Genomic DNA, 24,266 nt, shown 5'->3' with positions numbered 1-24,266 from the left:
TCCCCCTCTTACAATTTTTCTGCAACTCTAAGCTTGGCCGACCTTGCACGCGGGTTGAGCTCTAGCTCTCTCTCTGAAGGTACGATCGGCTTACGATTGACTAATTTCACTTTCCCAGCATTGCCGCATACACATAACGGAAAATCGGGCGGGCATGTACATTTCTCCACAAACTTTGCAAACAATTGCTTGCAAATACGATCCTCAAGCGAATGAAAAGTGATCACCGATGCTCTGCCGCCAGGGGCTAAACAGCGAATCGTTTGTTCCAAAGCTTCTTCTTCTGCTCCCAGCTCATCGTTTACTGCGATACGAAGCGCTTGGAAGGAGCGTTTGGCGGGATGTCCGCCTGTGCGCCTAGTTGCAGCAGGAATCGATATTTTTATCAATTCAGCTAATTCACCAGTCTTCTCAATTGGCGCCTTTTCTCTTGCCTTCACAATATTTCTAGCGATGGACCGAGCGAATTTCTCTTCACCATAACGATCCAAAATGCGGGATATATCACGTTCGTCCCAAGTATTGACGATTTCATGAGCGGTTAGATCACCCTCGCGATCCATGCGCATGTCGAGCGGGGCATCATGGTTATAGCTGAAGCCGCGCTCAGCTTCGTCTAGCTGCGGACTGGATACGCCAAGGTCGAACAATATGCCATCGACCTGCGGAACGCCATCCAGCATAGGAACGTTGCAATTTCTAAGCTCCTGCTCCAAATCGCGGAAGTTGCTTCTTACGAGTGTAACCTTATCTAAATAAGGAGCAAGCCTAACACGAGCATTTTCCAGCGCCCAGTCATCCTGATCGAAAGCGATTAACCGTCCTCCTTCGCCTAACCGGGAGGCTATTAATTCGCTGTGACCTGCACCCCCAAGCGTACAATCGACGTAGATGCCATCTGGCTTTATAGCCAAACCGTCAACCGCTTCTTCTAAAAGTACTGTAATATGCTGAAACACGCCTAAGCCCTCCATTCTTGTTGTCTATTCTAGAAGTTGAAATCGAAATCAACGAGCTTTTCGGCGATTTCGTTAAAGGTTTGTTCGGATTGTTCGTAATAACCGTCCCAAGTCTGCTTGCTCCAAATTTCCACGCGACTAGAAACGCCGAGCACCATGCAATCCTTGTCCAGCTTCGCATATTCACGAAGATGGCTAGGTATATTTACCCTTCCCTGTTTATCCAGCTCACATTCGGTTGCTCCGGAAAAGAAAAACCGGGTAAATGCTCGCGCATCTGATTTCATAAGAGGCAATGTTTTCAGCTTTTGCTCCAAAACGGTCCACTCACTCATGGGATATACGAATAAGCAATTATCTAATCCACGGGTTGCAATAAACGAGGCTCCAAGCGATTCGCGGAATTTTGAAGGTATGATGATTCGGCCTTTCTCATCAATGCTATGTTGATATTCACCCATAAACATGACTTTGAACCACCCCTTCCCCTATTTCCACCACTTTGCCCCACTTTTCCCCACCTAGTAACAGTAGTTCGCCACCTAAAATAAAAATCCTGCTCAGTGAGCAGGATTTTCTAAAATATTTCACACTATTAAAGATTATTAATCATTCCAGCGTTGGCGGCTGCTCTTCTTCAGGCTTGGATGGCTTCGGCGCCGTCTCTTTCCTTCTTCGATAAAACCAAATGATTGGGATTGAAATAACAGCCAATATAGCTAATACAGGCAATGCACCTGCTAAAATAACTAACAATAGATTGATGGCATCCCAAACTACTTTTGTGCTGTTAACTAGCGCGTCCGACATCCTGCCACCTAAATGTGGTTTTTCCATACTTTTATTTTTTAGCGTTTGATTCGTTTGGTACATACGCAGCTCCACCGTCGAGAAAGCTACATTATTATCCAGATAGCGAACTCTTCCTTTGATTCGTTCAATTTCCTCCTGCACCCCTGAGAGCTGCTGTGAAAACTTTAACAGATCATCAGCCTTTGTCGCTTTATCCATCATGGTGAGCAGTCTAGCTTCAACAAGCTGCTTCGCTTTCAGCCTGGATTCAAGATCCACATATTCCTCAGATACGTCCTTGCCGCCGATATTGCGTTCAAATTCATTATGTTTAATTTGCTCAATCCGATCAATGAACGACATAAACCCAGCAGCAGGAACTTTAATCGTATAGCTTGATCCGATTTCTCCCTCGTGCTTCGTATCTTGAAATTGCAAAAGATAACCGCCGCTTTGATGAATGGCATTGCGCAGCGAGGTTGCTGCAGAAGCTAAATCGTCCACCTGCATACTTAAATTAGCGGTATAAATAATTTTCTGGTTGAATCCATCCGTGCCGATGGCCAGCTGAGCATCAATTCCCCCGCCAGATGCTTTGCTCTCGCCCGATCCCTCAGCTGGAGCCTCTTCCGCTTTAGCAGCATTGTCATTCAAGGTATAGCTCATCTCAGTTTCTACGTTTCTAGAAGCTGTTGTTGATAACAACTGTTCAGAAGCCGAGTTTTTAGAGCTGCTCGTATCCCCATCTGAGGAAGCGCATCCAACAAGCAGAACAACCAGAGAAACAATTGAAATAATTGCAAATATCCCTTTTTTATGTCTATACAAGAAAATACCCCCTTGCTTTTATTTACCTCTAGACGCAATCTGGGAATAAAAGGTTACAACATTGTCCATCCAAACCCGAACATCCGCGGATCTAATCATCGGTGTAAACGAATCAATTGCTTCTTTTATCTCCACATAAAAAAGAAGCCGCGATTGCTCGCGGCTTCTTCAATGCTTTATTCTGTTTCTTTCCAGCTGTCCAAATATGCCGATTGCTCCGCAGTCAGTTGATCAATGCCAAAGCCTATAGATTGCAGCTTCAGTCTCGCTACCTGCTCATCAAGCTCATAAGGAACATTGACTACTTTGCTGCCAATCGCTTTGTACTGCTCATTTACATATTTCAGTGCAACAGCTTGCAGTGCAAACGTCATATCCATAATTTCTGCAGGATGACCATCGCCAGCAGCCAAATTAACAAGGCGGCCTTCTGCCAGCAAGTAAATGCTGCGTCCATCCTCCAGCTTATATTCTTCGATGTTGCGGCGAACGGTTCTTACACTTGAAGATAATGCTGCAAGTTCTGGTTTGTTTGCTTCGACGTCAAAGTGACCTGCGTTGGAAATGATCGCCCCGTCCTTCATCACCTTGTAGTGCTCTCCGCGAATAACATCGCGATTCCCGGTAACCGTTACGAAAAACTCGCCAACCTTAGCCGCTTCGATCATCGGCATTACCGCGAAACCGTCCATATAAGCTTCGACCGCTTTAATCGCATCGATCTCAGTTACGACAACATTTGCGCCAAGACCTTTCGCACGCATGGCTACACCTTTTCCGCACCAGCCATAACCGACAACAACGACGGTCTTGCCCGCAACCATCAAATTCGTTGTGCGATTAATACCGTCCCATACGGATTGCCCTGTACCATAGCGGTTATCAAAAAGATGCTTGCAATATGCATCGTTAACAGCGACCATAGGGAATTTTAGTGAACCGTCTTTCTCCATCGCTTTCAATCGAATGATGCCTGTCGTAGTTTCTTCCGCACCGCCGCGCAGATTCTCGCCAAACTCCGGATGCTCCGAATTTAGAATCGTTGCAAGATCGCCGCCATCATCAATGATAAGATCAGGCTTCCACTCCAGCGCTTTAATATTAAGTGCTTTAAATTCTTCAGCACTTGGATTATATTTGGCAAATACAGTAATGCCATCCTCAACGAGAGCGGCACAAACATCATCTTGTGTTGATAGCGGGTTGCTGCCTGTTATAGTAACATCTGCACCGCCCGCCTTAACAACCTTAGCCAAATAAGCGGTTTTCGCTTCCAAATGAAGAGCAATTGTAACTTTCAGTCCTTTAAAAGGCTGTTCCTTTTCGAATTGCTCGCGAATCGTATTCAATACCGGCATATGCGCAGCTACCCAATCAATTTTCAAACGGCCTTCAGGTGCCAATGATAGATCGGCTACGATGCTTTTATTTGCTGTACTCATTCCATTTGCCTCCTCATATTTCATAAATAAACGATTTCATGTCCACCAGTACGGCTAAATGGCGCTTCAAGCAGCTTATCGAGCCAAATCAGGCTGTAACGATTCCAATAGGCTGCCATATTAAGCACTCGCTCTTGCGGCTTGTTCTGCGGGTTAATCGACAGATGGATACGATCAAGCTGACGTGTGGATGCTTCAAATTGTTTGTTAAAGGCATCTACCGTTTTTGAGCCCATATAGTTGATTTGCTCTACTATTTTTTGCAAATTCGTATCCCCAAGCTTAGAGAGCGACGGTTGAACGGAAGTTGCAAGCTCAAGAAGCGGTTTATATAGCTGCTCAAACGTATCTCTTGCTTCGGCAAACTGCTGTTCAATGGACAAGCCATCTTGTGCCTTCAGCCATTTCCCTTTGCTCTCTTCGAAATGTTCCATAACATCCTCAAAGGAAAGCTCATACTTATCCATGTGCTTGGCAACTGTTCCTTCAATTAAAGTATAAGACATACGCGGCACGATAATGGGCATTTCCATATTCAGCGTGCGGAATGCTTCTCCAGTTAAAGCCCAATAGGCAATTTCCCCAGGACCAAGCACAGTCGCAATAACAGGGAATAAATAATCCTGCATAAGCGGCCGCGTCAGAACGTTATTGCTGAGCTGCTGCGGCTGCTCGTCAGCGATCCGAAGGAGCTGTTCCTCCGTTAGCGACACTTGCTCTTTACGGTCTTGGAATTTTCCATCCTTCTTGTGAAGAAGCGTTCTTTCTTCGCTGTTATCCGAATTAAAGAGAAAAAGATTCGAGCTGCCAGCCGTTACATCTGCCTGAAGGCTGTAACCAAGCTCTCTCACCTTATCTGCAGCAGCAGCATAAGAATGCTCTAATTCATCGTTCTTCTCAATCAGCTTCCTGAACATAGGCGCTTCTATACGACGAATATCCTCATGATCGCCATCCATTAATACTAAGCCGTGTTTCCCGAATAAATGACTCAAAATCATTGCAAAAAAATCAGATAATGATTTCGCTTGTTTCGACATTTGGCGCAGTTCCTCTAACATCACAGGTTTGAACTCCGAATGCGGAAGCGATTGTTCAAGCTCAACAAGCAGCTCTTCCCATGTTTCTGCTGCAATCATCGTGCGGCTTACAGCTGTACGCGCACCTTCAGGACGCGCAACTGACAACTTGCGAAGCTCCTGCTCCGTTGTAATAACGTAGGCATGGTTCGCTTCATCCCAGTCATGATCTTCACCGGCTACCCAAAATACAGGAACAACCCTCCGCCCCAGCTGCTCACTTGCAGCTTTGGCCGCACCTATGATGGATACCGCTTTATGTATGACAAGCAGCGGACCCGTCCATAAACCAGCTTGCTGACCTCCAACCACGACCGGAGCCCCCTCCGCCATCGCAGAAATAGAAGCAAAAACTTCTGGATCAGCGTTAATCGCTTCATTGTAAGCACGAACCGCGCGAGCTACTTGAGCTGCATCAGCTCTAACCTCTCCGCTTTGCTCCAAACGATTAAAGCGTTTAACCCAATCTTGATCAACTCCCGCATGATAGCCATATAAAGCTTCAATGCGGTCATCGTTTTGATGTATATAAGCCTCTGTCAAAGGCTGTGCAATAGGCAATGCATAAGTATCTGTTCTCATAGCGCAGCCCGTAACCTCCCGCTTAATAGTCGTTTGTACGACTTCATATTTTAAAACTGAACATTTTAATTGTACACAATGGTGAAGCCGTCCGTCAAAACAAAAACACCTCTGCTCGGGAGAGGCGTTTAGCAATTTATTATTTGAGTTAAGCCATCAGAAACATTTTGCCGATGCCGATGCACATAAAAACGATGTACAGCACGCTCATCGTAAAAAAACTTAGCCGCCATATCGTTCGAAATATCTTTTTGGCATCCACTGCGCCGCGCTTGCGAAATTGGGCGTTTCCAAGCAAACCTCCGCCTAGCAGCATGAATAGCAATATGCCGTAAATCCCGAATCTGCTGTTAAACAGCTCATCAAACAATACAGCAACGCAGCCAATTAATAAGGCTGTCGTAACATCCATTGCCAATCGGAACGCTTTTTTTCGATCCTGAATATATGCTCCATATCCAAACAAAATGATGGTGAAGGGTATGATTGGAATTACAGCCAAATAAGCGTATGCATGTTTGATGCTTTCCCAAATCATTTCCATCGGCCTTCACTCCTTCATAGTCGACTTAAGATTCAGTGCTTTAATCATCGTAACTATTGCTTGGTTTAACGGCGCTTGCAGCCCATTCATCTCAGCCAGCTGCACGACCCCGCCATTAATGGCATCGATTTCTGTTGCTCTGCCAGCTCTTACGTCACTAAGCATGGAAGAAATATTGCTGCTGGTTTGCCTGCAAACCTTTATAATGAGCTCCCACCCATTCTCCGGCAAGCTCATTCCAGCTTTTACTAACACCAACTCGGTTTCCTCATATAGCGCTTGCATAAGCTTCACGCCGACAGGATGGAGCGGCAGCTGTCCATTCTCCACATCCAATATTGCCGTCAATGGATTAATGACTGCGTTAATAAGCAGCTTATTAAAAATTCGATTCTCCAAGTCTTTCGACAGAAAAGAGGTAAATCCTGCCGTTTCCAGCAAAGAAATCAACATTTTTTGCGAGTTATCGAGAGAATCATCTTGATTGCGCTCATTTTCTCCCCATTCACCAAGCCAAAGCTGCCCCTTCCCCGTATGCTCAACAGAACGAACATCAAGTCGTTTCGCCCCCTCTGTCGTCACCGCTGCAAATAGCGGATAGGTAGGAAGTTTGCTTTTAATTCGCTCTAAATGTCCAATTCCATTTTGTATACATACGACTGCCACACGCTCTCCATCATAGCTGGCAAGAAGCGAAGCAAGCATATTTAGAAAAGCTTCATCCAAATCCGATTGTTTAACGCTCAGCAGCACCCAGCGATAGTCGGCATTCTGTTTTGTGACGTCATAACGTTCTCTATGTTCTGAAACAGACCCGCTCCATAAACTTTTGATACGAATCGATTTCTCATTTGCTCCATCTAGCTCCTTAAGCCTAATGCCTTGATTAGCAAGCACATCAGCCTGTTCCTCACTGCGCGTCCAAATCGCAACATCCGCCCCTGCTTCTGCTAGCTTCGCTCCATAGAGCAGTCCTAACGAGCCCCCACCTACTACATCTATCTGCACCTTATACTCCTTCCGACCAGCTGCTGCTCATCAATAATATTAGCAAACATCGTATCAAATTTTCCGAAAATATTGCAACTGATACAAGTTTAGCCGACTAGACTCTTCTATAAAAAAAGCGAAAAAGAAAAAGAAGCCGGCCATATAATGGCCAGCTCCTCTTATTTACGCATTATAACCTATTCAATCCGTTCCAAATTTCCATTAGCATCCATCTTGAATCTCGGCTTAGCTTCATCGYCATTCGTTAAAACGGTAAGCCTTCTTGCACGATCCATAATTTGAATAAGTGTCTTGTAATCGTCGTTCACAGCACGGTAATCCGTTTGAACATTGTTAACCTCTTTGGACAATCTCTCATTCTGATCACGCAAACGGTATAGCTCTTCCTCTTTTTCTTTCAGTTCCTTCTCATACCATTTGAGTTGGCGGGTTAAATCCTGATAGGTCGTCTTCCATCCACGGAGAAAACGAATAACAGCATCTACCGATAAACTTTCCTCGATTGCACCACTCTCTTGCTTGAATCCACGTTCTTCCGTTTCAAAAACGGCAATCGATGAAACATGCGGCGTTGCGATAATCGTTTGTTTTTTTAAATAATTACGCTTCTGGCGCTGCTGCTTAGCGATTTGTATTGCATCCTCATACCTTTTGCGAACGCAACTGTTCCAGCGGAATCCGCATGCTGCGGATGTACGCCCAATTCGTTCGCCCACTTCTTCAAATGCTGCAAGCTGAGTACTACCTTCGCGAATATGGCGTAGTGTAACCTCGGCGAGAATTAAATCATCGTCCGGACTCCACGCATCTTGTCTAACTGCTGTCATGCAACAAAAACCTCCTAACGTAAAGGCGCTTACTTTATCTCTATGCCCTTGGTAGAGTTCATAGAATCTATTGGATACTAATTTGTATAACCAAATTTTCAATTACTCATACATGTTAGCTCTTATATTTGAGCAAACTATATCTAAGTCAACAGGAGTTAATTAGATGCAAACAAAAAATTTGCGATTTCTTCACGTATTTTGGTTTACACTTATTACACCAAACGTTATAATGATCATTAGAAAATCGGGTCGCAGCGAAAGGGGGATGTTATCATGGCACGTATGTATCGGGTACTTGGCTTTTGGACCCTGGTAATCGGACTTATGGCTTTCGCAGGCCATATGACGGAATTTGCGCTATTGTTTTTTGCACAAGCCGTTGCTTTCGTATTTCTAGGCTACTTGAATTTCTCCGAAAGAACTTACATTGTAATGTTCTGGGGATATATGATCATTTCATTCGTGGGTTTCACGTATTGGTCGGTCTTCAAGATGGACTTGCCGTTCTAACAAAGGCGTCAGCGAAATACGCTAAGGCAAGCTTTAATCAAAGCCATGAAAGAACAGCCATTATCCTAAATGATAATGGTTCGTTATGCGCTTAAGGTAAGAACAAACAAGAGTACATATGAGTTCTTTTCCTTAAACAAAAAAGTGTCAGCCCCTTTAGGGCTGACACTTTTTTTGTATATCATTCATCCTTTTTCCAAAACCATCACCTTAAACGTCTCACTCATCTGATCGCTTAGCAGCAGCTGCCTAATCGCTCTATTCCTTCGCGCCTCTTTGCTGAAAGGGTCAGTGCTGTTGTGATTTTGAAGCATATCCATTACGCCGTGCTCAATTAAAAATTGTTTTTGTGTCATATAGCCTGCTACTTGAAATCCGCTTTCTTCAGCGGAATGATGTATAAAGGTAAAGGGGACATGTGAAGTGATATCCTGCTCTCCGATTCGACTATACGGATTGATATTCGTCTGATGCCGCGAATAACACATAAGTGTACCAAGCATCCGGTGCTCCGCCGCATATTCCTCCGCTTTATGCCCATAATCAATAATGACGACACGTCCGCTAGTCATCACGGCTCCAAGCTTATTAAGGAAATCGACTGCTCCAGCATGCACCTCCGTTTGCTGCCCTTCAAGCAATTGAATATGATCCCGATTAAGCCAATTTGTAATCCGATTATCGGTAAGCGGCATTTGAACCTCAACGAAGCCACGCTCATCATGATAAGCAACGCCTAACTCCATCAGCTCTCCATTCACTAGCTGCACACGGTGTACGGGAAAAGCATCAAACAGCTCGTTTGCGAGCACAATCGTTGGCTGCTTAAGCCAGGTTTCCCCCCAAGCATCATCAGATGATGAAAGCAGCAGCGGTTCTTCACCCGATAAGCTTAAATCTGCAAAGGCATGCCGGGCTGCCTCAGCATGCGCAGGTTGATCCTCAATTAGAATTGGCTGCATTTTTCTTTTCCAATCCAAGTCTCGCTCACAACCTGCAGCCGCAATTTGAGCAGACAATCGCCCCGTTCCTGCTCCCCACTCGATCAGTTTTAGCGGTTGATCCACTAATGCCGCGTAGTCCAGCGCATATTTCGCTAGAACTTCAGCAAGCACCTGCCCAATGCCTGAGCTCGTATAAAAATCACCCTCCTTGCCCACTCTAATTGGCCCTGAACGGTAATAACCATATTGCGGATCATATAGACATGCCTGCATATATTGAAAAAAAGAGATGCATTTGACTGAACTCCAGCCTCCATCTTCATCTACAAACTTGCCATACGTTTTTGCACCTACTATTTTTTCCGCAATTGAGGCTGCGAGCTCGTTTTCCATCATCATAAGGTTCATCCTTTTCCAATTGTAAGATATAATAGAATGGATTGCCGCATAAAATGAATGCTGAGGAGGGACGATGCCGTTGACATTGCCAGCCAGGCGCAATCGATTTTCTATCGCAGCCACTTCGATGCTACTCATCTTCTTGTTCCTGTTTCGGCTTCCCGCTTGGGCTGAGCCTCTGCCGGCTGATGAGGCGGATATGCATGCACTGCTTGAGAAAAGCTTGTCTGTCGTGGAAATCGATAAAGAAATCATCCGCATACAAGAAAAGAAGCAGCAGCTCATGCTGACGATGACGGACACGGAGAAGCAGCTGCTCATACAAGAACAGCAAATAGCGGACAAGCAAGAAGAAGCAGGAAATGTGCTGCGCGCTTACTATATGGGAGAACGAGATTTTTTGCTTAGCGCTCTTTTATCGTTCGATTCATTATCGGAGTTGTTTCAAATGCTGGATTATGCCGAAATTATACTTACTCATGACAAGCATACCTTGAATACATATGTCGAGCAATACAAGAAAGTTAAAGTGGGTTACGAGAAGCTTGAAGCGAGGCAGAATGAGCTCAATACGATTGAACAACAGCTCAAAACGCAGAGAGAGCGCGTAGTTGCGCTTGAGAAGCAGCTTGACGAGCAGCTAGCTGGCAGATCAGATGCCGATCGCATACGCATTTTGATGAAGGAGCTTACTTCTTACTGGGAAACAGCAGGAATAGCTGAAGTGAAACAATATTTCCGAGCACTCTCGAAGGCTATGCAGAAGCTGCCAAGCTGGGTACAAGAAAATAAGCAGCTGCTCGAAATAAAAGGTTTTCAATACACCATTCGCGTGCCCGAAGATGATTTAAATACATTCCTTCGCGAGCAAAATGAAATCTTCAATCATTTCTCTTTTGAATTCATTGATGACAAGGTCATTGCTCAAGGAAAACGCGACAACATGGAAATAAAAATCAGCGGTCACTACACGATCGAAAATGATCCCAAAAACGCCATCCTATTTCATGTCGATGAACTCATATTTAATGGCTTCTCCCTTCCTGACACGACACGCAGTGCGCTCGAGAAGGAATTCGATCTCGGCTTTTATCCTGATTTAATTGTTTCGTTTCTTAAAGCGAATGCTGTTGAAATGAAAGACGGAGAACTGACCATCAAGCTCAGCCTAAAGTTATAGCTGCTGTCATCATTCATCTATCAAGCAAAAAAACAGCCTGCCATCATTGCAAAATGAGGCCGGCTGTTTTCATTTTACTCTAAAGCGGCAAGCGACTTCATATAATCAGCCAATCGAAAATTGCCATCGGAAAACATTCCCCATAGCTTCTCCCTTTGACGCCATTTCTCAGGCCAAATGGGATCTGAAATTGGGAGATCTTCATCTGCAAGCTTAGTGTTCAGCGCATTTTTCCACCAAGCAGGCGGGATATGAATTTGCTCGCTTTGAAGGGTGCTGTTAAACGAATATAATGATGATCTTGCAGGTAAAAAGCCAAAACGGTCATAGGTCATCTGTTGATTCATTATTTCGGTCATTTCCCCAATCCAAAGCATCGCTTCCTCTTCTTCATCGCTGTTGGAGGAGATCGCGTAGCTTCGTCCATTCAACCATGGATAATGGACTTGCTCACGATCAATCGTTAATTTCATTCGCAAATCCTCATTGAAACGCTCGTATTGATTCCAAGGAATTACAGCTGCAAACAGATTATTATTTTGAAACTCCTCTGCTAATTGATTGATTGCATCCACATCGATTCTGCTCAAATTCACTTCCATTTGTTGAAACCATTCCAGCTGTTGAGTCTGCTGCTCACTCAGCGGAAGTATTTTCAACAAGTTGGCTGGTTTCGTTTGAAACGCTGCTAACCAAGTTAGCTGCTGCTGCAAATCGCCTGCACTCCAGTTTACAATACTTGCTTGCGGATGAAGCTCGATCATTTTTGAAGCGGCGGCTTGAAAGGAAGCAAAGTCAGAAGGCGGCTCCTTCAGACCTGTCTCCTTAAGCAGTGCAGAGTTCCAAACGATGATATACGGGTTTAAGTCCTTTGGTACGCCCCATAAATAACCGTTCCATCTGAGCGAATCGAGTAATCCTGTCATTTGATCGGTGAGCGTGTCACCTGTCATCATGCTGTCTGCAGGCTTTAGAAACCCTCGTACAGCAAATGATCTAACCCATCCATTATCTAACAGCATAATATCTGCGGCTTCTCTCTGCTGGCTCTGAAGCGTCCACAGATCGTATGCTCTTTCCTTATTCGGCTCATTTGAAAGTTCAACTTGAATATGAGGATATTTCATCATAAAATTCCGATTTAATTCCTGCAGCTGTTGATATTGTGTGTTCGGCAAGGAAACGCTTACAGTAATGTCAGACAGCTGATCAACAACAAGAGTACCGGGAGCGGGTTGAACATTTGTTTTCCCGTCAGGTTTTCCAGTACTTGCAGGGTTTGCATTTCGTGAGAATGGGATAAGTAATAATGCTGCTAACAGTAATGTGCCGAATAAAACCAGCACGTATTTTCTGGGAGTCACAGCCTTCTTCCTTTCATCCTTAAATCTACTAAAAATAGGATAACAATAATTTGTTTTTTTGTCCAAAAAACCTTATATTTTTGCAAATAAAAAAAGCCCCTCTCCAGAGAGGGGCACAGTCGTTATAGTAAATCCGCTGCCAATTGGGCTAGTTTGGAGCGTTCGCCTTTCTCAAGCGTCATATGGCCGCTGATGCCTTCTGCTTTAAAGCGCTCCACAATATGGGTCAAACCATTGCTGATCGAATCCAGATAAGGGTGATCTATTTGCTCGGGATCTCCCATAAGAACGATTTTACTTCCTTCACCAACCCTCGAAACAATCGTTTTCACCTCATGTTTCGTGAGGTTCTGTGCTTCATCAATAATAATGAATTGTCCGGGAATAGATCGGCCGCGAATATAAGTTAAAGCCTCGACCTGAATGCTGCCCATTCCCATCAATATTTTATCAATGTCGCCTGATTTTTTCGTATCGAACAAATACTCCAAATTATCATAAATCGGCTGCATCCATGGCCGCAGCTTCTCTTCCTTCTCGCCTGGCAAATATCCGATATCTTTCCCCATAGGTACGACAGGCCTTGCGATTAGCAGCTTCTTGTATTTATGCTCATCCTCCGTCTTCAGAAGACCCGCTGCCAGCGCGAGAAGCGTCTTACCCGTACCAGCCTTGCCGGTAAGCGTCACGAGCGGTACGTCGTCATTTAGAAGCAGCTCAAGCGCCATGCGCTGCTGAGCATTGCGAGCGGTTATTCCCCAAACCGGATCATTGCTTAAAAATAAAGGCTCAAGCCTTGCCCCGTCTTGGCTAACCTTCAGCAGCGCTGACTTCGAGGTTCCCATTTCATCACGCAAAATCACAAATTCATTCGGATTTAGACGAATATTTAGGTGCATGTTGTTAACTGTAAGGAAGCGATAAGTGTAAAACTCGTCTATGACTGCAGGATGAACATAAAGCGTCATATAGCCCGAATAAAACTCCGACGAAACAACAACCCGATCAGATAAATAATCTTGAGCCTGCAAGCCTAGAACATCAGCTTTGATACGAACGAGTACATCCTTGCTAACTAATACGATACTTTGTTTCTCCGGCTCATTTTCCTGTTCTATATGGTAATTCAGCGCAACCGCCAAAATCCGATTATCGTTGGACATTTCCCCAAACATTTCTTGTACTCGCATGAAGCTGCGGTGATTTAATTCTACCTTGAGCAAGCCGCCGCTAGGTAGTTCAATCCCTTCATGCAAGTGGCCTATTTCTCTCATCTTATCGAGCAGACGCGAGATCGAACGCGCATTTCGTCCTAATTCATCAGCCAACCTCTTCTTTGAATCAATTTCTTCCAACACAACCGCGGGAATTATGACTTCATTATCATCGAAAGCAAAAATCGCTTGCGGATCATGAAGCAGCACATTTGTATCGAGCACGAATATTTTTTTCATGAGAACCCTCCCGGTGTTGGATATTCATTAGAGGCCATACATAGCATATCGCTGCTGCGGGTAAACTATGGCGGACAGGTGACTATCAGCTATTCATCGAGAAAAAGAGGTGTCAAACATGTACAAATGGCTTACTTCTGCGATCATTGTTGCGATTGTTGCGACAGGTTGCAGCACCGTCGCACGTAATGAAACATCACCCTCTCCACGAAATGATGGCCGTGTCCATACGCAGCAAACCGAGCCAAGGAAAAAAGAAATTAAAAACTCGGAACAGGTTGCGGTACATCTGGAGCAGTTGGCCAAAGGAATTGACGGAGTTACGAACGCGCACTGTGTCGTGTTCGGGAATACTGCAATTGTTGGCATCGATGTAGACGCCAAGATGGAGCGTTCTAGAGTCGGTACAATCAAATATGCCGTAGCCGAAGCATTCCGTAAAGATCCATACGGTATAGATGCACTCGTGACTGCAGATATCGATATGTCCCAGAGAATCAATGAAATCGGCGCCGATATTAGACGTGGCAAACCGATATCCGGCTTTGCCGAGGAGATGGCCGATATTATCGGCAGAGTAATTCCACAAATGCCGCGTGATGTCATCCCTCAGGAACTCGAGAAACAAGCTCCAAAAATGAATAAGAAATTGTAAAGGCATCCCTGAAGACACAAAAAGCCTAGTGAGCTATCACTAGGCTTTCTTCACAGCTGCGAGAACCTGTACAACAAAGGTGTTCGCAGCAATATTCATATTCGGTTCCTCGCACGCAAGGGTAGTGGACAAGCTTACGACGTCGTCGTTCGCACTGAGCCCACCAGAAAAGTTCAAGGCCAGTCCGTCAGAAACCGCATCAATTCTGTGCATTAGAACGATAGATTGCTTATGCAAAACTTCGATCGGTAGCTCGGATACTAAGGATACGGTATTGGTCATTCGCATGACCTCCTTCTGAACAGATTTCAAAAATGGCCTCTGTAGATTTATTATAGCTATAATATTAGCTATAGTCTACGGTTATTCAGCCATTTTTGCTTGGAGTGCAGCCCGAGCTTCCTTCAGCTTCTCTTCGTCCATATAAACATAAGGACTTCTCCAAGTTCCTTCAAGAGGGATGAATGTAATATCATTGCGGCTTAAACCCAAATAAGTAGTCATCATATTTTTAATTTCTTTGGAAGGCATATCCAGCGTCAAGTTTTTGCCGACTGCTTGCATGACGGACCCAATCTTCGTAACGCCGTCAAATGATTTCATCTTGTCCGTTAGTGCTCCGATAACTTGGCTTTGACGAGCATTGCGCTCAAAGTCGCTTGACATGTTTTTCCCATTATTTGATTTGCGGTAACGAACAAAGTCTAAAGCTTTCTCGCCGCTTAGCGTTTGAACGCCTGCTTCCAAATCGATATTTGTGCCATCAGCAGAGTCCTTGTATTTCATACGCTTATCTACATCCACTGTCACGCCGCCAAGCGCATCAACAACATCTGCGAATCCTTGGAAATTAATGACTGCAGAGTATTTAATGTCGATGTCGAACAGCTTACTCATAACATTCCGCACTTCTTGCTTCGCATCCGCATAAGCTGCTTCTTTGCTTAATTTCTTCTTATTGAGCGCATTCATATAGAAATCAGCATAAAAGCTATTGGCTTTGCGAGCTCGGTATCCTTCGATATCAATGTTAGTATCCCGAGGAATGGTAACGATAGTAGCGCTCTTCGAATTCGGATTAAATACAGCGACCATCATAACGTCTGTATTCAAACCTCCTCCATGAGCACGAGCATCGATTCCCATAAGAAGCATGGCAACTGCCTTCTCATTTACAGCTTCTCCAGGCGGTATAACGACCTCTTCATCAACTGGCGATGAAATTTCATCAATGGCTTTATCCGCTTGCAAGACCAAATAAGTTAAACCCGCTGCTACGATCAGAAGTATTGAAAATAGCAATGCAAAAAAGATTTTCATTGCCGAACGTTTTTTTCGCGGCTTCTGCTTTTTTGGTTTTGCCGGTGGACGAGAGCCCGTTCTTGGTGGTAATGCTGTTGATCCTTTACTCATATGATCCACCTTCAAGTTCAGTTGTATTTGGGATTGGATTCAATATCCGTCAAGAGCTGTTCACCCAGCTCACGAGGATAAAGCTGAAGTTTGGTACGGCCATCCTTCTCGTATTTCACATGAACCATCGTATCATCGGTCTTCGTAATTACAAATTCCGTCAACCCATGATCCTCTGTCAATATTTGCTCAAAAAACGTTAGTGTCTCAAATGCTGCATTGTCATCGGGACGAGCATCAGCAACCAGCTTGATTTGAAGCCAGTTGAATAGTGCGTCCTCGAACTTCATTTGCCGGATTCCGCATTTGGAGATTGACTGTCATTTGGTTTGTTGCCCTTCCATTTGTCGTACAATTGACGACCACGGAGCATAAGCATCATAAGAACGGCTACTCCCATACATTGAATGATTGGCAGCTTGTCCACCTGCAAAATCATTAGAACGAAAGAGCCGAAGGCAATCAATGCATACACTAAAATTTCTTTAAATAACGGAAGCTTCTGCTGTGCACGAAATACTTTATTGAATATGTATATCGTAAAACCCAGAATGATTAAATAAGAGACTAGCTTATGATCGCTTAGCCATGCTTGCATATCGTATTCCTCCCTCATTCATTGTAAACGGCTTTCGCCGTGCTTTAGTTGCACAGTACGCATAACACTGTGAAATATAAGTGGGATTATAAGTTAAGCAACTTATAATCCCACTTATATTTTAAAGAAAACGTAAGGCTTTGCAGAGCAAAACCTTACGTTCATTTAGAAAACTAATCTTACACGCTTGCTTGCGCATTTTTACGGTTTTTGTCCGCACGTTCGCGCTCGCTTTTGTTCAAAATTTTCTTGCGAAGACGAATCGTCTTCGGTGTAATTTCACAATACTCATCATCATTCAAGTACTCAAGCGCTTGCTCAAGTGAGAATAGACGCGGGCTCTTCAATGTTACGGTATCGTCTTTACCTGCTGAACGAATGTTGTTCAGTTGTTTTACTTTACAGATGTTTACGATGATGTCGTTCTCGCGAGTGTGCTCGCCAACGATCATACCTTCATAAATTTCTGTACCTGGCTCCAAGAACTGAATACCGCGATCCTCTACGCCCATCATACCGTAGAATGTTGATACACCATTTTCACTTGCAACAAGAACACCTTGACGACGGCCGCCTACACCAGCGCCAGCTAGAGGTCCATAGCTGTCAAAAGCGTTGTTCATAATGCCGTAGCCGCGTGTCAACGTCAAAAATTGTGTACGGTAACCAATCAATCCGCGAGCAGGGATTTTGAATTCTAGACGCACTTGGCCATTGCCGTTGTTGATCATGTTGATCATTTCTGCTTTACGAGTTCCTAGGCTCTCCATTACTGCGCCCATGCTCTCTTCAGGCAAATCAATAAGTAGACGCTCGTAAGGCTCTACTTTCGAACCATCGATTTCCTTAATGATAACTTCAGGTTTGGATACTTGAAGCTCGAAACCTTCACGACGCATGTTCTCGATAAGAATACCAAGGTGAAGCTCACCGCGACCTGAAACGACAAAAGCATCTGGGCTGTCTGTTTCGTCAACGCGAAGGGCTACGTCTGTCTCAAGCTCTTTGAATAGACGCTCACGAAGTTTACGGGAAGTTACCCATTTTCCTTCACGGCCTGCAAACGGGCTGTTATTAACGAGGAAAGTCATTTGAAGTGTTGGCTCATCGATTTTTAGAACCGGCAACGCTTCTGGATTTTGTGGATCAGCAATGGTTTCTCCGATGTTGATTTCACGAATACCAGCAATCGCAACGATATCGCCCGCTCCTGCTTCTTCGATCTCAACACGTTTCAAACCAACGAAACCAAACAGTTTCTCAATTCTTGCTTGCTTAACTCCGCCTTCACGAGTCATAACGGCAACGGTTTGACCTTGTTTAATCATGCCGCGGTTAACACGACCGATGGCAATACGGCCAAGGTATTCGTTGTAATCAAGCAAAGTTACAAGGAATTGCAATGGCTGTTCTGTATCTTCAGTTGGGGACGGGATGTTGCTTACGATTGTTTCGTAAAGTGCTTCCATGTTCTCATCTTGTTTTTCTGGGTCAAGACTTGAAGTACCCATCAATGCRGATGCATAAACTACTGGGAACTCAAGTTGAGCGTCATTTGCACCAAGTTCAATAAACAGGTCAAGAACCTCATCTACAACTTCTTGAGGTCTTGCATTTGGACGGTCAATTTTGTTAACGACAACGATTGGCGTTTGGTTTGACTCAAGCGCTTTGCGCAAAACGAATTTCGTTTGCGGCATACAGCCTTCAAATGCATCAACAACCAAAAGAACGCCGTCAACCATTTTCATGATACGCTCAACTTCGCCGCCGAAATCAGCATGTCCAGGTGTATCAACAATGTTGATCAAATAGTCTTTGTAATTGATTGCTGTGTTTTTTGCCAAAATCGTAATACCGCGTTCACGCTCAATGTCATTTGAGTCCATTGCGCGCTCTTGCACTGCTTCATGGTCGCGGAACGTGCCTGATTGTTGTAGCAGTTTGTCAACCAATGTCGTTTTACCATGGTCAACGTGGGCAATAATTGCGATATTCCGTAAATTCTCTCTTGCTTGCATAACTTGTAATCCACTCCAATTGTTTTTTATTTAAATCTTTTACCAACGCTTGCGTTTGCTTAGCATCATCCAAACACCTGCTGCAATTAACGCAACAGCAATCGCATAAATCCCCCAGCTCCACAAAAGCACAAGAATGACAAACACAGCCGATGCGGCAGCAAGCGCAATCGATGCCGTGAGTACAACACGCGGTCTGGATGAACCGAACAAATAATATTCGTAAAGACCAGCTGCCACTCCAAAGATAAACAGCGGCCACAAATATTTCATACTATCCCATCCAAAAAGGTTGCAAACGACAAACAGCAGGGCATATACGACGAGCATTCCGCCTGGGACGAGCACGACCGCCGGAACTAATCTGCCGAAGTAGAGAACATGCAGAAGCACGCCGGGAATTAAGACGAGCAGCGGCCAGAAGATTGCGCCCAGAAAGCTGAATACACCTAACTTGCCCAACAAAATAACGACCCCGGCTAACAGCAAAATGATTCCAGCGGAATATTTGTTATTAGGCATTCGCGTTCCGCTCCTTACAGCGCCTTTCTCATATGTTGACGAAAGACGACAGTTTTTATCTATATTAGTTTATAGGAACTGAGGCAAAAATACCAGTACGTTGCGAGGGTCTTAACAAAAAAAAAACCGTCCCGCATTATTTTGCGTGAACGGAGCGAGTCATAATCCTTATAAAACAGCCTTTTTTTTGACAATTGCGAGCACAATGACAAGCGGAACACAGAGCAAAGGAATGGCTTCAGCAAGCGTTTTTGACCCATGAAACAGCAAATCATTCATGCCAGGGTCATGCATTAGCATTCCACCTGCCGCATAAGCGAGTAAAGCTGCCCCAATATAGGAAAGAGCAGGAAATTTTTGAAGGAGCGTTCCCAGCATTTGGCTTCCCCAAATAATCATAGGTATGCTGAGCGCAATTCCGAGCAAAATAAGTACAATATCTCCATCTGCTACCGCTGCAATAGCGAGAACATTATCAAGACTCATAACGAAATCGGCTACAACAATTGTCCATATCGCTTGACCAATCGTTTTTGCTTTTTTCACCGTATGCATATCCTGATTGCCGCCTGCCTCTGCAAGCAGCTTAACCGCTATGTAGAACAATAGCAAAGCTCCTACGGCTTGTAAAAAAGGCACCTGAAGCAGTTTAATCGCAACGACGGTCAACACGCATCTTAAGCCTACAGCAGCCATTGCACCCCACCATACAGCCCGTTTACGCTGCTCTGGCGGCAGTTGGCCGCTAGCCATTGCAATCACAATGGCGTTATCTCCGCTAAGCAATACATTAATCAAGACGATTTCGATAAATATAATAAGGCTGTCCAAGTTACATACCCCCCTCTAATCAGCTGTATGAACAAGCTGTGAGGAATATGTCCATAAAAATTTTTGAATCCCTCTTCACTGTGCAGCGTATTTATTGTAGACTTCAAGATATTCCTTTTTATGGAAGGTGGAAATGACTTATGGAACTATTCTCTGTCGAGTTTTTCTCCGCCCTGCTGACCATCGTTTTTATCGACCTTATATTGGCTGGTGACAACGCCATTGTTATTGGGATGGCAGCACGAAACCTACCTAAGGATCAGCAGAAGAAAGCCGTTATATGGGGAACGGTTGGAGCGATTATCATACGAATCATTGCCACCTTGCTTGTTGTTCAGCTTCTAAATGTTCCTTGGCTTAATCTTGTTGGAGGACTTCTCCTAATATGGATCGCATACAAGCTTCTCGTACAGGATGATGCACATGATGGCATCAAATCAGGCAATACCCTTTGGCAGTCGATACGCACAATCATTATTGCCGATGCGGCCATGGGACTTGACAACGTAATCGCAGTTGCAGGCGCCGCCCACGGGAACACTTTGCTCGTTATTCTTGGGCTTCTCATCAGCGTACCAGTCGTTGTATGGGGCAGTACGATATTCATCAAACTAATCAATCGCTATAATTGGATCGTTTATCTAGGCTCAGCGGTTCTTGCATATACCGCTGCGAAGATGATCACACATGAAAAATCGTTTAAAGCATTTTTCGAGAATCAACTCCTCTTCTGGTCCTTTGTTATCGTAGTCATTATTCTTACAATCGCAGCTGGATTATTGACCAATAAAGGCAAAAAACAAAAAACAAAACAATTAAATAACGATTCCACTAAAGGAGAACATTGAAAAGCCGTTGTGTTGTTGCATCCAGCAACGATACAACGGCTTTTCCTCATGCTTTAGAAATCATTTTGCTCAGTTTAAAAATAACCGTGCATTAGGAACAATTTGCTTCGCTTGCGATGGGCTTGACCAAGACAACCGGGCATGCGCATTCCCGCCATTTTCTAAATATTCCATCTTAATATCGTATTTAACTCCCGCTGTTAATGATATAGTCGCGCTGAGTTCACCGTTCATCGACTGCCACTGGTTAATCAGCTGCTGGCCATTTACCCACAAGCGAACCCCATCGTCCGTATGGGTATAAAAGGTATAGGTTTCGGTGTATTGAGGCTGTACTTTGCCAGTCCACCGTGCCGTGAACCACTCTCCCGGCACATTTACGGTAGGTCGATCGCCGCCCCAATCGAAGTCAATAACAGCATCTACCCGCTCAAGCTCAAGACTGCCAAAATCGCCAGCAAAGTATTGCCCGAGCAAACCATTTCCAGTGCCGGTTCCTCCGCCAGGTGCCGCATTTGTTGTAACGTTAAGGGAATTGCTTGCGGCTGAAATATTGTTTGCAGCATCTTTGGCTTTCACCGTGAAGCTGTAAGCTGTGCTCGCCGTTAAACCGGTCACTGTAAATGAAGTCGCATTTGATCCTGTTGTCGTACCTGACAGATTGCTTCCATTATAGATATTGTAGCCTGTTACACCCACATTATCTGTCGATGCGCTCCAAGTTAGATTAACGCTTGAATCTGTTTTGCTTGGCGATGCTAGATTAGCTGGCGCGCTAGGTGATACGGTATCCCCTGGATTTGGATTTTGGCCGCCAGATGCTGATGCAAGTCGTGCATTGGCCCAATCTGCATGATCATAACCGATTCCGTCACCAGCATCACCGACAACAAGCTTGAGCACGTTTACACCCGTAACATCAAGATCAATACTTTTTGTCGCTGTATTGGCATTCATAACCCCGCTGTCATAGGCCTTAACCCCATCTTTCCATACCTCAAAAGTAACCGTGCCGTTGTTCACAGCCTGTACCTCGTCATCTACTCCGACATCGGATTGAAACCGATAGTAGCCGCCATTTAAGTTATAAGTGATTTCAGAGATTGCATGAGTACCGATTCCTTTGGCATATGTTGTGCCATTTAAAGTAATCGTGCGCTGTTCATTGCTTTTATCCTTCTGCACATTGCCCCAGCCCGTCGTAGCTGATGCCCACGTCAGGTCGCTAATATACGTATTGACTGCCGGAGCGTTAGTCGTTACATTGACCGTATTGCTCGCCGCAGATCGATTGCCCGCTCCGTCCTTCGCTTTAACGGTAAAGCTGTATGCTGTGCTAGGCGTCAACCCTGTTACCGTTAAACTTGTCGAACTGACACCAGCAGTTGTTCCTGCCAATACGCCGCCGCGGAAAACTTCGTATCCTGTAACAGCCACATTGTCACTTGATGGTGACCAGGTCAAGCTGACGCTGACATCCGTATGGGACGGAGAAGCCAGATTGGCTGGCACCGTAGGCGCAGTCGTATCAGGAGCGTTCGTTGTCACGTTCAGCGTGTTGCTTGCCGCCGATAGATTATTTGCAGCATCCTTCGCTTTGACCGTGAAGCTATAGGCTGTGCTTGGAGAAAGACCCGTGGCAGCGAATGCTGTACTTCCAGCACCAGTTGTTGTTCCTGCGAGTGTACCGCCTCGATAAATTTCATAGCCGCTTACACCTACATTATCCGTGGATGGTGACCATGTGAGGTTCACGGATACGTCTGTCTTAGAAGGCGACGCAAGGTTTGTTGGAGCGCTAGGCGCCTGTGTATCTGGCGGTCCGGCATTTACAATAACTGTTTGCTCCTTCAAGCTCGCTCTTCCTTCATTGTCCCAAACTACGAGTGTAACGCGGTAGGTACCTGCTTTCTGATACGTATAGGTAGGGCTTACCGTTGTGCTTGGTACACCTTCTCCGAAATCCCATAAATGTTCAGAAATGGAGCCATTGTCTGTTGAGCTGTTTGTAAACGTAATTGGTGTGCCTAATTGAACAGCAGCCGGTGAAGTAAAGTTTGCCACCGGCTTCGGATTCGAGAATCCGCGGCTTGTCAGCTGCGTATTCGTGCCGTTGCCGCTAACGGTGTTGCCGCTCCACTCCAAATTCGCTGCACTAGCAGGATACTGATCAATGGATTCACCTGTATTGCCTGTAATTACATTATTGATGAAGCTCAAACGGTCGACGCCTGATGCCGTTGTAATCTCGATCCCCTTGCGACCGTTGTTGATGATCTGATTGCTGTCGAACGTCAGATTCTGTGAATTGCCATGGATACGAACGGCATTTCCGCCATAACCCGAATAAGCGGCTTGCGGGTTGTCGCGCGGACCGTCCTTAAATGTATTTTTGTAAAAATATTGATATTGCTCCGTTTGGCCAGTTCCCTCTCCTTGCAGCTGCATTCCCCACATGACTATATTTTGAATCGTATTGTAGCCCCAATATTGATACCCCGTTCCAGGCGACTGCTGCATTCCGACCTGCTGGCCTCCATCAACAAGATTGCCTGTCGTTACGCCATGCTCAACCATCACCTCAAGGCCCATATTCCCCACAGAGCCGTCTGTAGCCTTAACGACATTATTGCGGACTGCGATATACTTGGAGCGCACAGCGCTGATCCAGTGGTCAACCTGGTTGTTCTCAATTAAGGAATAATCACAATCGGTGTGAAGCTCGATGCCTAATCCCTCCGTATGATGGCCCGTTCCTGTAATATTGTTGCCTCGGACGACTACGTATTGACAGCCGTCATTAGCAAAAATGCCTCCTCGCCCCGTATCTTGAATCGTATTATTCAAAATTTGAGCGCCGTTCGAGCCCCAGCCTGCTCTTACCGCACCGCCCCAAGCGGAGTTAACGCCAATATTTGTGATGATATTGTCGCTAATCTCAATATTTGGAGAGCCGATTGCATACAGCGCAAACGGTCCAAACCCCGCAGAGGCTGTAAAATCCTTTACGCGTAATTGACTCATCTTATTGTTGCTGCCGCCCTCAGAAACAACCGCTGACAAAATCGTATTATTGCTGTTGCCATCGAGTGTCAGGTTAGATATTTGTACATTGGATAGATTATAAAAGCTGAACATTCGTTCTTGCCCTGTCGAGGTTGACTTAATTATTGTCGTATCGCGGCTTTCTCCTTTAATATGAACACCTGATTTCCCAGTAACCGTTCCGCTCAAATAATAAGTCCCTGCTGGAATATAAACGGTATCACCAGAGATTGCAGCGTTAATCGCATTTTGGAACGCCGTTTTATCGTCTGCGCCATCCGCTCCATTCGCTCCGTAAGCGGTTACATTTAGGTTTGCAGCAAATGCTTCTGGTACTGGAACAAACGGCAGCATCAACGCAATAGACAAGGAAACACCTAGCAGCTTAGCTTTCATTGATTTTAAGGTCATCTTC

23 protein-coding genes are annotated in these 24,266 nt (G+C 44.9%); 4 read left to right on the top strand and 19 right to left on the bottom strand.

Features of this window, described 5'->3' with window-relative positions; all coding sequences use genetic code 11:
• Positions 1-8: 8 nt before the first annotated feature.
• The 8 genes from rsmH to AB4Z50_RS24195 all read right to left on the bottom strand — a co-directional run bounded on the left by rsmH (position 9) and on the right by AB4Z50_RS24195 (position 8,064).
• Positions 9-959, bottom strand: coding sequence for a 16S rRNA (cytosine(1402)-N(4))-methyltransferase RsmH (gene rsmH / locus AB4Z50_RS24230; RefSeq protein ID WP_179089802.1), 951 nt, complete (start codon positions 957-959; stop codon positions 9-11).
• 29 nt (positions 960-988) lie between these two features.
• Positions 989-1,426, bottom strand: coding sequence for a division/cell wall cluster transcriptional repressor MraZ (mraZ, locus tag AB4Z50_RS24225; RefSeq protein WP_076268151.1), 438 nt, complete (start codon positions 1,424-1,426; stop codon positions 989-991).
• A 142-nt stretch (positions 1,427-1,568) separates the two neighbouring features.
• Positions 1,569-2,579: a DUF4349 domain-containing protein gene (locus tag AB4Z50_RS24220; RefSeq protein WP_441882982.1), complete on the bottom strand. Its 1,011-nt coding sequence runs from the start codon at positions 2,577-2,579 to the stop codon at positions 1,569-1,571.
• A 176-nt stretch (positions 2,580-2,755) separates the two neighbouring features.
• Entirely contained in the window at positions 2,756-4,021 is a 1,266-nt protein-coding gene (locus AB4Z50_RS24215; protein WP_441882980.1) for an adenosylhomocysteinase, read from the bottom strand.
• Between the two features lie 20 nt (positions 4,022-4,041).
• Positions 4,042-5,682, bottom strand: a complete 1,641-nt coding sequence (gene bshC, locus AB4Z50_RS24210; RefSeq protein WP_441882978.1) for a bacillithiol biosynthesis cysteine-adding enzyme BshC — start codon at positions 5,680-5,682, stop codon at positions 4,042-4,044.
• Between the two features lie 148 nt (positions 5,683-5,830).
• Positions 5,831-6,226, bottom strand: coding sequence for a DUF3397 domain-containing protein (locus tag AB4Z50_RS24205; protein ID WP_441882976.1), 396 nt, complete (start codon positions 6,224-6,226; stop codon positions 5,831-5,833).
• Between the two features lie 6 nt (positions 6,227-6,232).
• Positions 6,233-7,234, bottom strand: a complete 1,002-nt coding sequence (locus AB4Z50_RS24200; protein ID WP_441882974.1) for a ketopantoate reductase family protein — start codon at positions 7,232-7,234, stop codon at positions 6,233-6,235.
• Positions 7,235-7,413: 179 nt separating this feature from the next.
• Entirely contained in the window at positions 7,414-8,064 is a 651-nt protein-coding gene (locus tag AB4Z50_RS24195) for an RsfA family transcriptional regulator (protein ID WP_441882972.1), read from the bottom strand.
• Between the two features lie 276 nt (positions 8,065-8,340).
• Between AB4Z50_RS24195 and AB4Z50_RS24190 the strand changes: the two genes are divergently transcribed.
• Entirely contained in the window at positions 8,341-8,577 is a 237-nt protein-coding gene (locus AB4Z50_RS24190) for a DUF2626 domain-containing protein (RefSeq protein ID WP_053375484.1), read from the top strand.
• A 185-nt stretch (positions 8,578-8,762) separates the two neighbouring features.
• Here the strand turns inward: AB4Z50_RS24190 and AB4Z50_RS24185 are convergent, their stop codons facing one another.
• Positions 8,763-9,929 (bottom strand): class I SAM-dependent methyltransferase, encoded by a 1,167-nt coding sequence (locus AB4Z50_RS24185; RefSeq protein ID WP_441882970.1) that lies wholly within the window; start codon positions 9,927-9,929, stop codon positions 8,763-8,765.
• 64 nt (positions 9,930-9,993) lie between these two features.
• On the opposite strand from AB4Z50_RS24185, the gene AB4Z50_RS24180 reads away from it, so the two are divergent.
• Positions 9,994-11,100 (top strand): coiled-coil domain-containing protein, encoded by a 1,107-nt coding sequence (locus AB4Z50_RS24180; protein WP_441882968.1) that lies wholly within the window; start codon positions 9,994-9,996, stop codon positions 11,098-11,100.
• 74 nt (positions 11,101-11,174) lie between these two features.
• Here the strand turns inward: AB4Z50_RS24180 and AB4Z50_RS24175 are convergent, their stop codons facing one another.
• Complete coding sequence (locus AB4Z50_RS24175) at positions 11,175-12,464, bottom strand: ABC transporter substrate-binding protein (protein ID WP_441882966.1); 1,290 nt, start codon at positions 12,462-12,464, stop codon at positions 11,175-11,177.
• A gap of 122 nt (positions 12,465-12,586) precedes the next feature.
• On the bottom strand, positions 12,587-13,918 hold the full coding sequence (locus tag AB4Z50_RS24170) for a PhoH family protein (protein ID WP_076268141.1): 1,332 nt from the start codon (positions 13,916-13,918) through the stop codon (positions 12,587-12,589).
• Between the two features lie 118 nt (positions 13,919-14,036).
• On the opposite strand from AB4Z50_RS24170, the gene AB4Z50_RS24165 reads away from it, so the two are divergent.
• Complete coding sequence (locus AB4Z50_RS24165; protein ID WP_441882964.1) at positions 14,037-14,573, top strand: YhcN/YlaJ family sporulation lipoprotein; 537 nt, start codon at positions 14,037-14,039, stop codon at positions 14,571-14,573.
• 39 nt (positions 14,574-14,612) lie between these two features.
• Here the strand turns inward: AB4Z50_RS24165 and AB4Z50_RS24160 are convergent, their stop codons facing one another.
• From AB4Z50_RS24160 to AB4Z50_RS24130, 7 genes are all read right to left on the bottom strand, one after another.
• The gene (locus tag AB4Z50_RS24160) at positions 14,613-14,855 is read right to left on the bottom strand and encodes a hypothetical protein (protein WP_441882962.1); all 243 of its coding nucleotides are present in this window, start codon (positions 14,853-14,855) and stop codon (positions 14,613-14,615) included.
• A gap of 81 nt (positions 14,856-14,936) precedes the next feature.
• Positions 14,937-15,986, bottom strand: coding sequence for an LCP family protein (locus tag AB4Z50_RS24155; protein WP_441882960.1), 1,050 nt, complete (start codon positions 15,984-15,986; stop codon positions 14,937-14,939).
• A gap of 17 nt (positions 15,987-16,003) precedes the next feature.
• Entirely contained in the window at positions 16,004-16,276 is a 273-nt protein-coding gene (locus tag AB4Z50_RS24150) for a hypothetical protein (RefSeq protein WP_430060796.1), read from the bottom strand.
• Positions 16,273-16,584, bottom strand: coding sequence for a YlaH-like family protein (locus AB4Z50_RS24145; RefSeq protein WP_076268136.1), 312 nt, complete (start codon positions 16,582-16,584; stop codon positions 16,273-16,275). Before AB4Z50_RS24145 ends, AB4Z50_RS24150 begins: the two co-directional genes overlap by 4 nt.
• 179 nt (positions 16,585-16,763) lie before the next feature.
• Positions 16,764-18,605, bottom strand: a complete 1,842-nt coding sequence (gene typA, locus AB4Z50_RS24140; protein WP_441882957.1) for a translational GTPase TypA — start codon at positions 18,603-18,605, stop codon at positions 16,764-16,766.
• Positions 18,606-18,644: 39 nt separating this feature from the next.
• On the bottom strand, positions 18,645-19,127 hold the full coding sequence (locus tag AB4Z50_RS24135) for a hypothetical protein (protein WP_054027942.1): 483 nt from the start codon (positions 19,125-19,127) through the stop codon (positions 18,645-18,647).
• Between the two features lie 168 nt (positions 19,128-19,295).
• Positions 19,296-19,958 (bottom strand): TerC family protein, encoded by a 663-nt coding sequence (locus AB4Z50_RS24130; protein ID WP_441882955.1) that lies wholly within the window; start codon positions 19,956-19,958, stop codon positions 19,296-19,298.
• A gap of 140 nt (positions 19,959-20,098) precedes the next feature.
• Between AB4Z50_RS24130 and AB4Z50_RS24125 the strand changes: the two genes are divergently transcribed.
• Complete coding sequence (locus tag AB4Z50_RS24125; RefSeq protein ID WP_441882953.1) at positions 20,099-20,806, top strand: TerC family protein; 708 nt, start codon at positions 20,099-20,101, stop codon at positions 20,804-20,806.
• Between the two features lie 69 nt (positions 20,807-20,875).
• On the opposite strand, the gene AB4Z50_RS24120 is transcribed toward AB4Z50_RS24125, so the two are convergent.
• A complete protein-coding gene (locus AB4Z50_RS24120; RefSeq protein WP_441882951.1) occupies positions 20,876-24,262 on the bottom strand; it encodes an NPCBM/NEW2 domain-containing protein in 3,387 nt (1,128 codons plus the stop codon).
• Positions 24,263-24,266: the final 4 nt, after the last annotated feature.

The organism is Paenibacillus sp. 2TAB26 (assembly GCF_052115145.1).
Classification (GTDB): domain Bacteria; phylum Bacillota; class Bacilli; order Paenibacillales; family Paenibacillaceae; genus Pristimantibacillus.
The sequence above is the reverse complement of the archived record's forward strand: the minus strand, read 5'-3'. Positions and strand labels throughout refer to the sequence as shown.

What these genes read in the sequence shown, in the direction of transcription:
- mraZ (WP_076268151.1), bottom strand. Translation starts at nt 1,426, where the DNA reads ATGTTTATGGGTGAATATCAACATAGCATTGATGAGAAAGGCCGAATC.
- AB4Z50_RS24215 (WP_441882980.1), bottom strand. Translation starts at nt 4,021, where the DNA reads ATGAGTACAGCAAATAAAAGCATCGTAGCCGATCTATCATTGGCACCT.
- bshC (WP_441882978.1), bottom strand. Translation starts at nt 5,682, where the DNA reads ATGAGAACAGATACTTATGCATTGCCTATTGCACAGCCTTTGACAGAG.
- AB4Z50_RS24205 (WP_441882976.1), bottom strand. Translation starts at nt 6,226, where the DNA reads ATGGAAATGATTTGGGAAAGCATCAAACATGCATACGCTTATTTGGCT.
- AB4Z50_RS24190 (WP_053375484.1), top strand. Translation starts at nt 8,341, where the DNA reads ATGGCACGTATGTATCGGGTACTTGGCTTTTGGACCCTGGTAATCGGA.
- AB4Z50_RS24185 (WP_441882970.1), bottom strand. Translation starts at nt 9,929, where the DNA reads ATGAACCTTATGATGATGGAAAACGAGCTCGCAGCCTCAATTGCGGAA.
- AB4Z50_RS24180 (WP_441882968.1), top strand. Translation starts at nt 9,994, where the DNA reads ATGCCGTTGACATTGCCAGCCAGGCGCAATCGATTTTCTATCGCAGCC.
- AB4Z50_RS24170 (WP_076268141.1), bottom strand. Translation starts at nt 13,918, where the DNA reads ATGAAAAAAATATTCGTGCTCGATACAAATGTGCTGCTTCATGATCCG.
- AB4Z50_RS24165 (WP_441882964.1), top strand. Translation starts at nt 14,037, where the DNA reads ATGTACAAATGGCTTACTTCTGCGATCATTGTTGCGATTGTTGCGACA.
- AB4Z50_RS24160 (WP_441882962.1), bottom strand. Translation starts at nt 14,855, where the DNA reads ATGACCAATACCGTATCCTTAGTATCCGAGCTACCGATCGAAGTTTTG.
- AB4Z50_RS24155 (WP_441882960.1), bottom strand. Translation starts at nt 15,986, where the DNA reads ATGAGTAAAGGATCAACAGCATTACCACCAAGAACGGGCTCTCGTCCA.
- AB4Z50_RS24150 (WP_430060796.1), bottom strand. Translation starts at nt 16,276, where the DNA reads ATGAAGTTCGAGGACGCACTATTCAACTGGCTTCAAATCAAGCTGGTT.
- AB4Z50_RS24145 (WP_076268136.1), bottom strand. Translation starts at nt 16,584, where the DNA reads ATGCAAGCATGGCTAAGCGATCATAAGCTAGTCTCTTATTTAATCATT.
- AB4Z50_RS24135 (WP_054027942.1), bottom strand. Translation starts at nt 19,127, where the DNA reads ATGCCTAATAACAAATATTCCGCTGGAATCATTTTGCTGTTAGCCGGG.
- AB4Z50_RS24125 (WP_441882953.1), top strand. Translation starts at nt 20,099, where the DNA reads ATGGAACTATTCTCTGTCGAGTTTTTCTCCGCCCTGCTGACCATCGTT.
- AB4Z50_RS24120 (WP_441882951.1), bottom strand. Translation starts at nt 24,262, where the DNA reads ATGACCTTAAAATCAATGAAAGCTAAGCTGCTAGGTGTTTCCTTGTCT.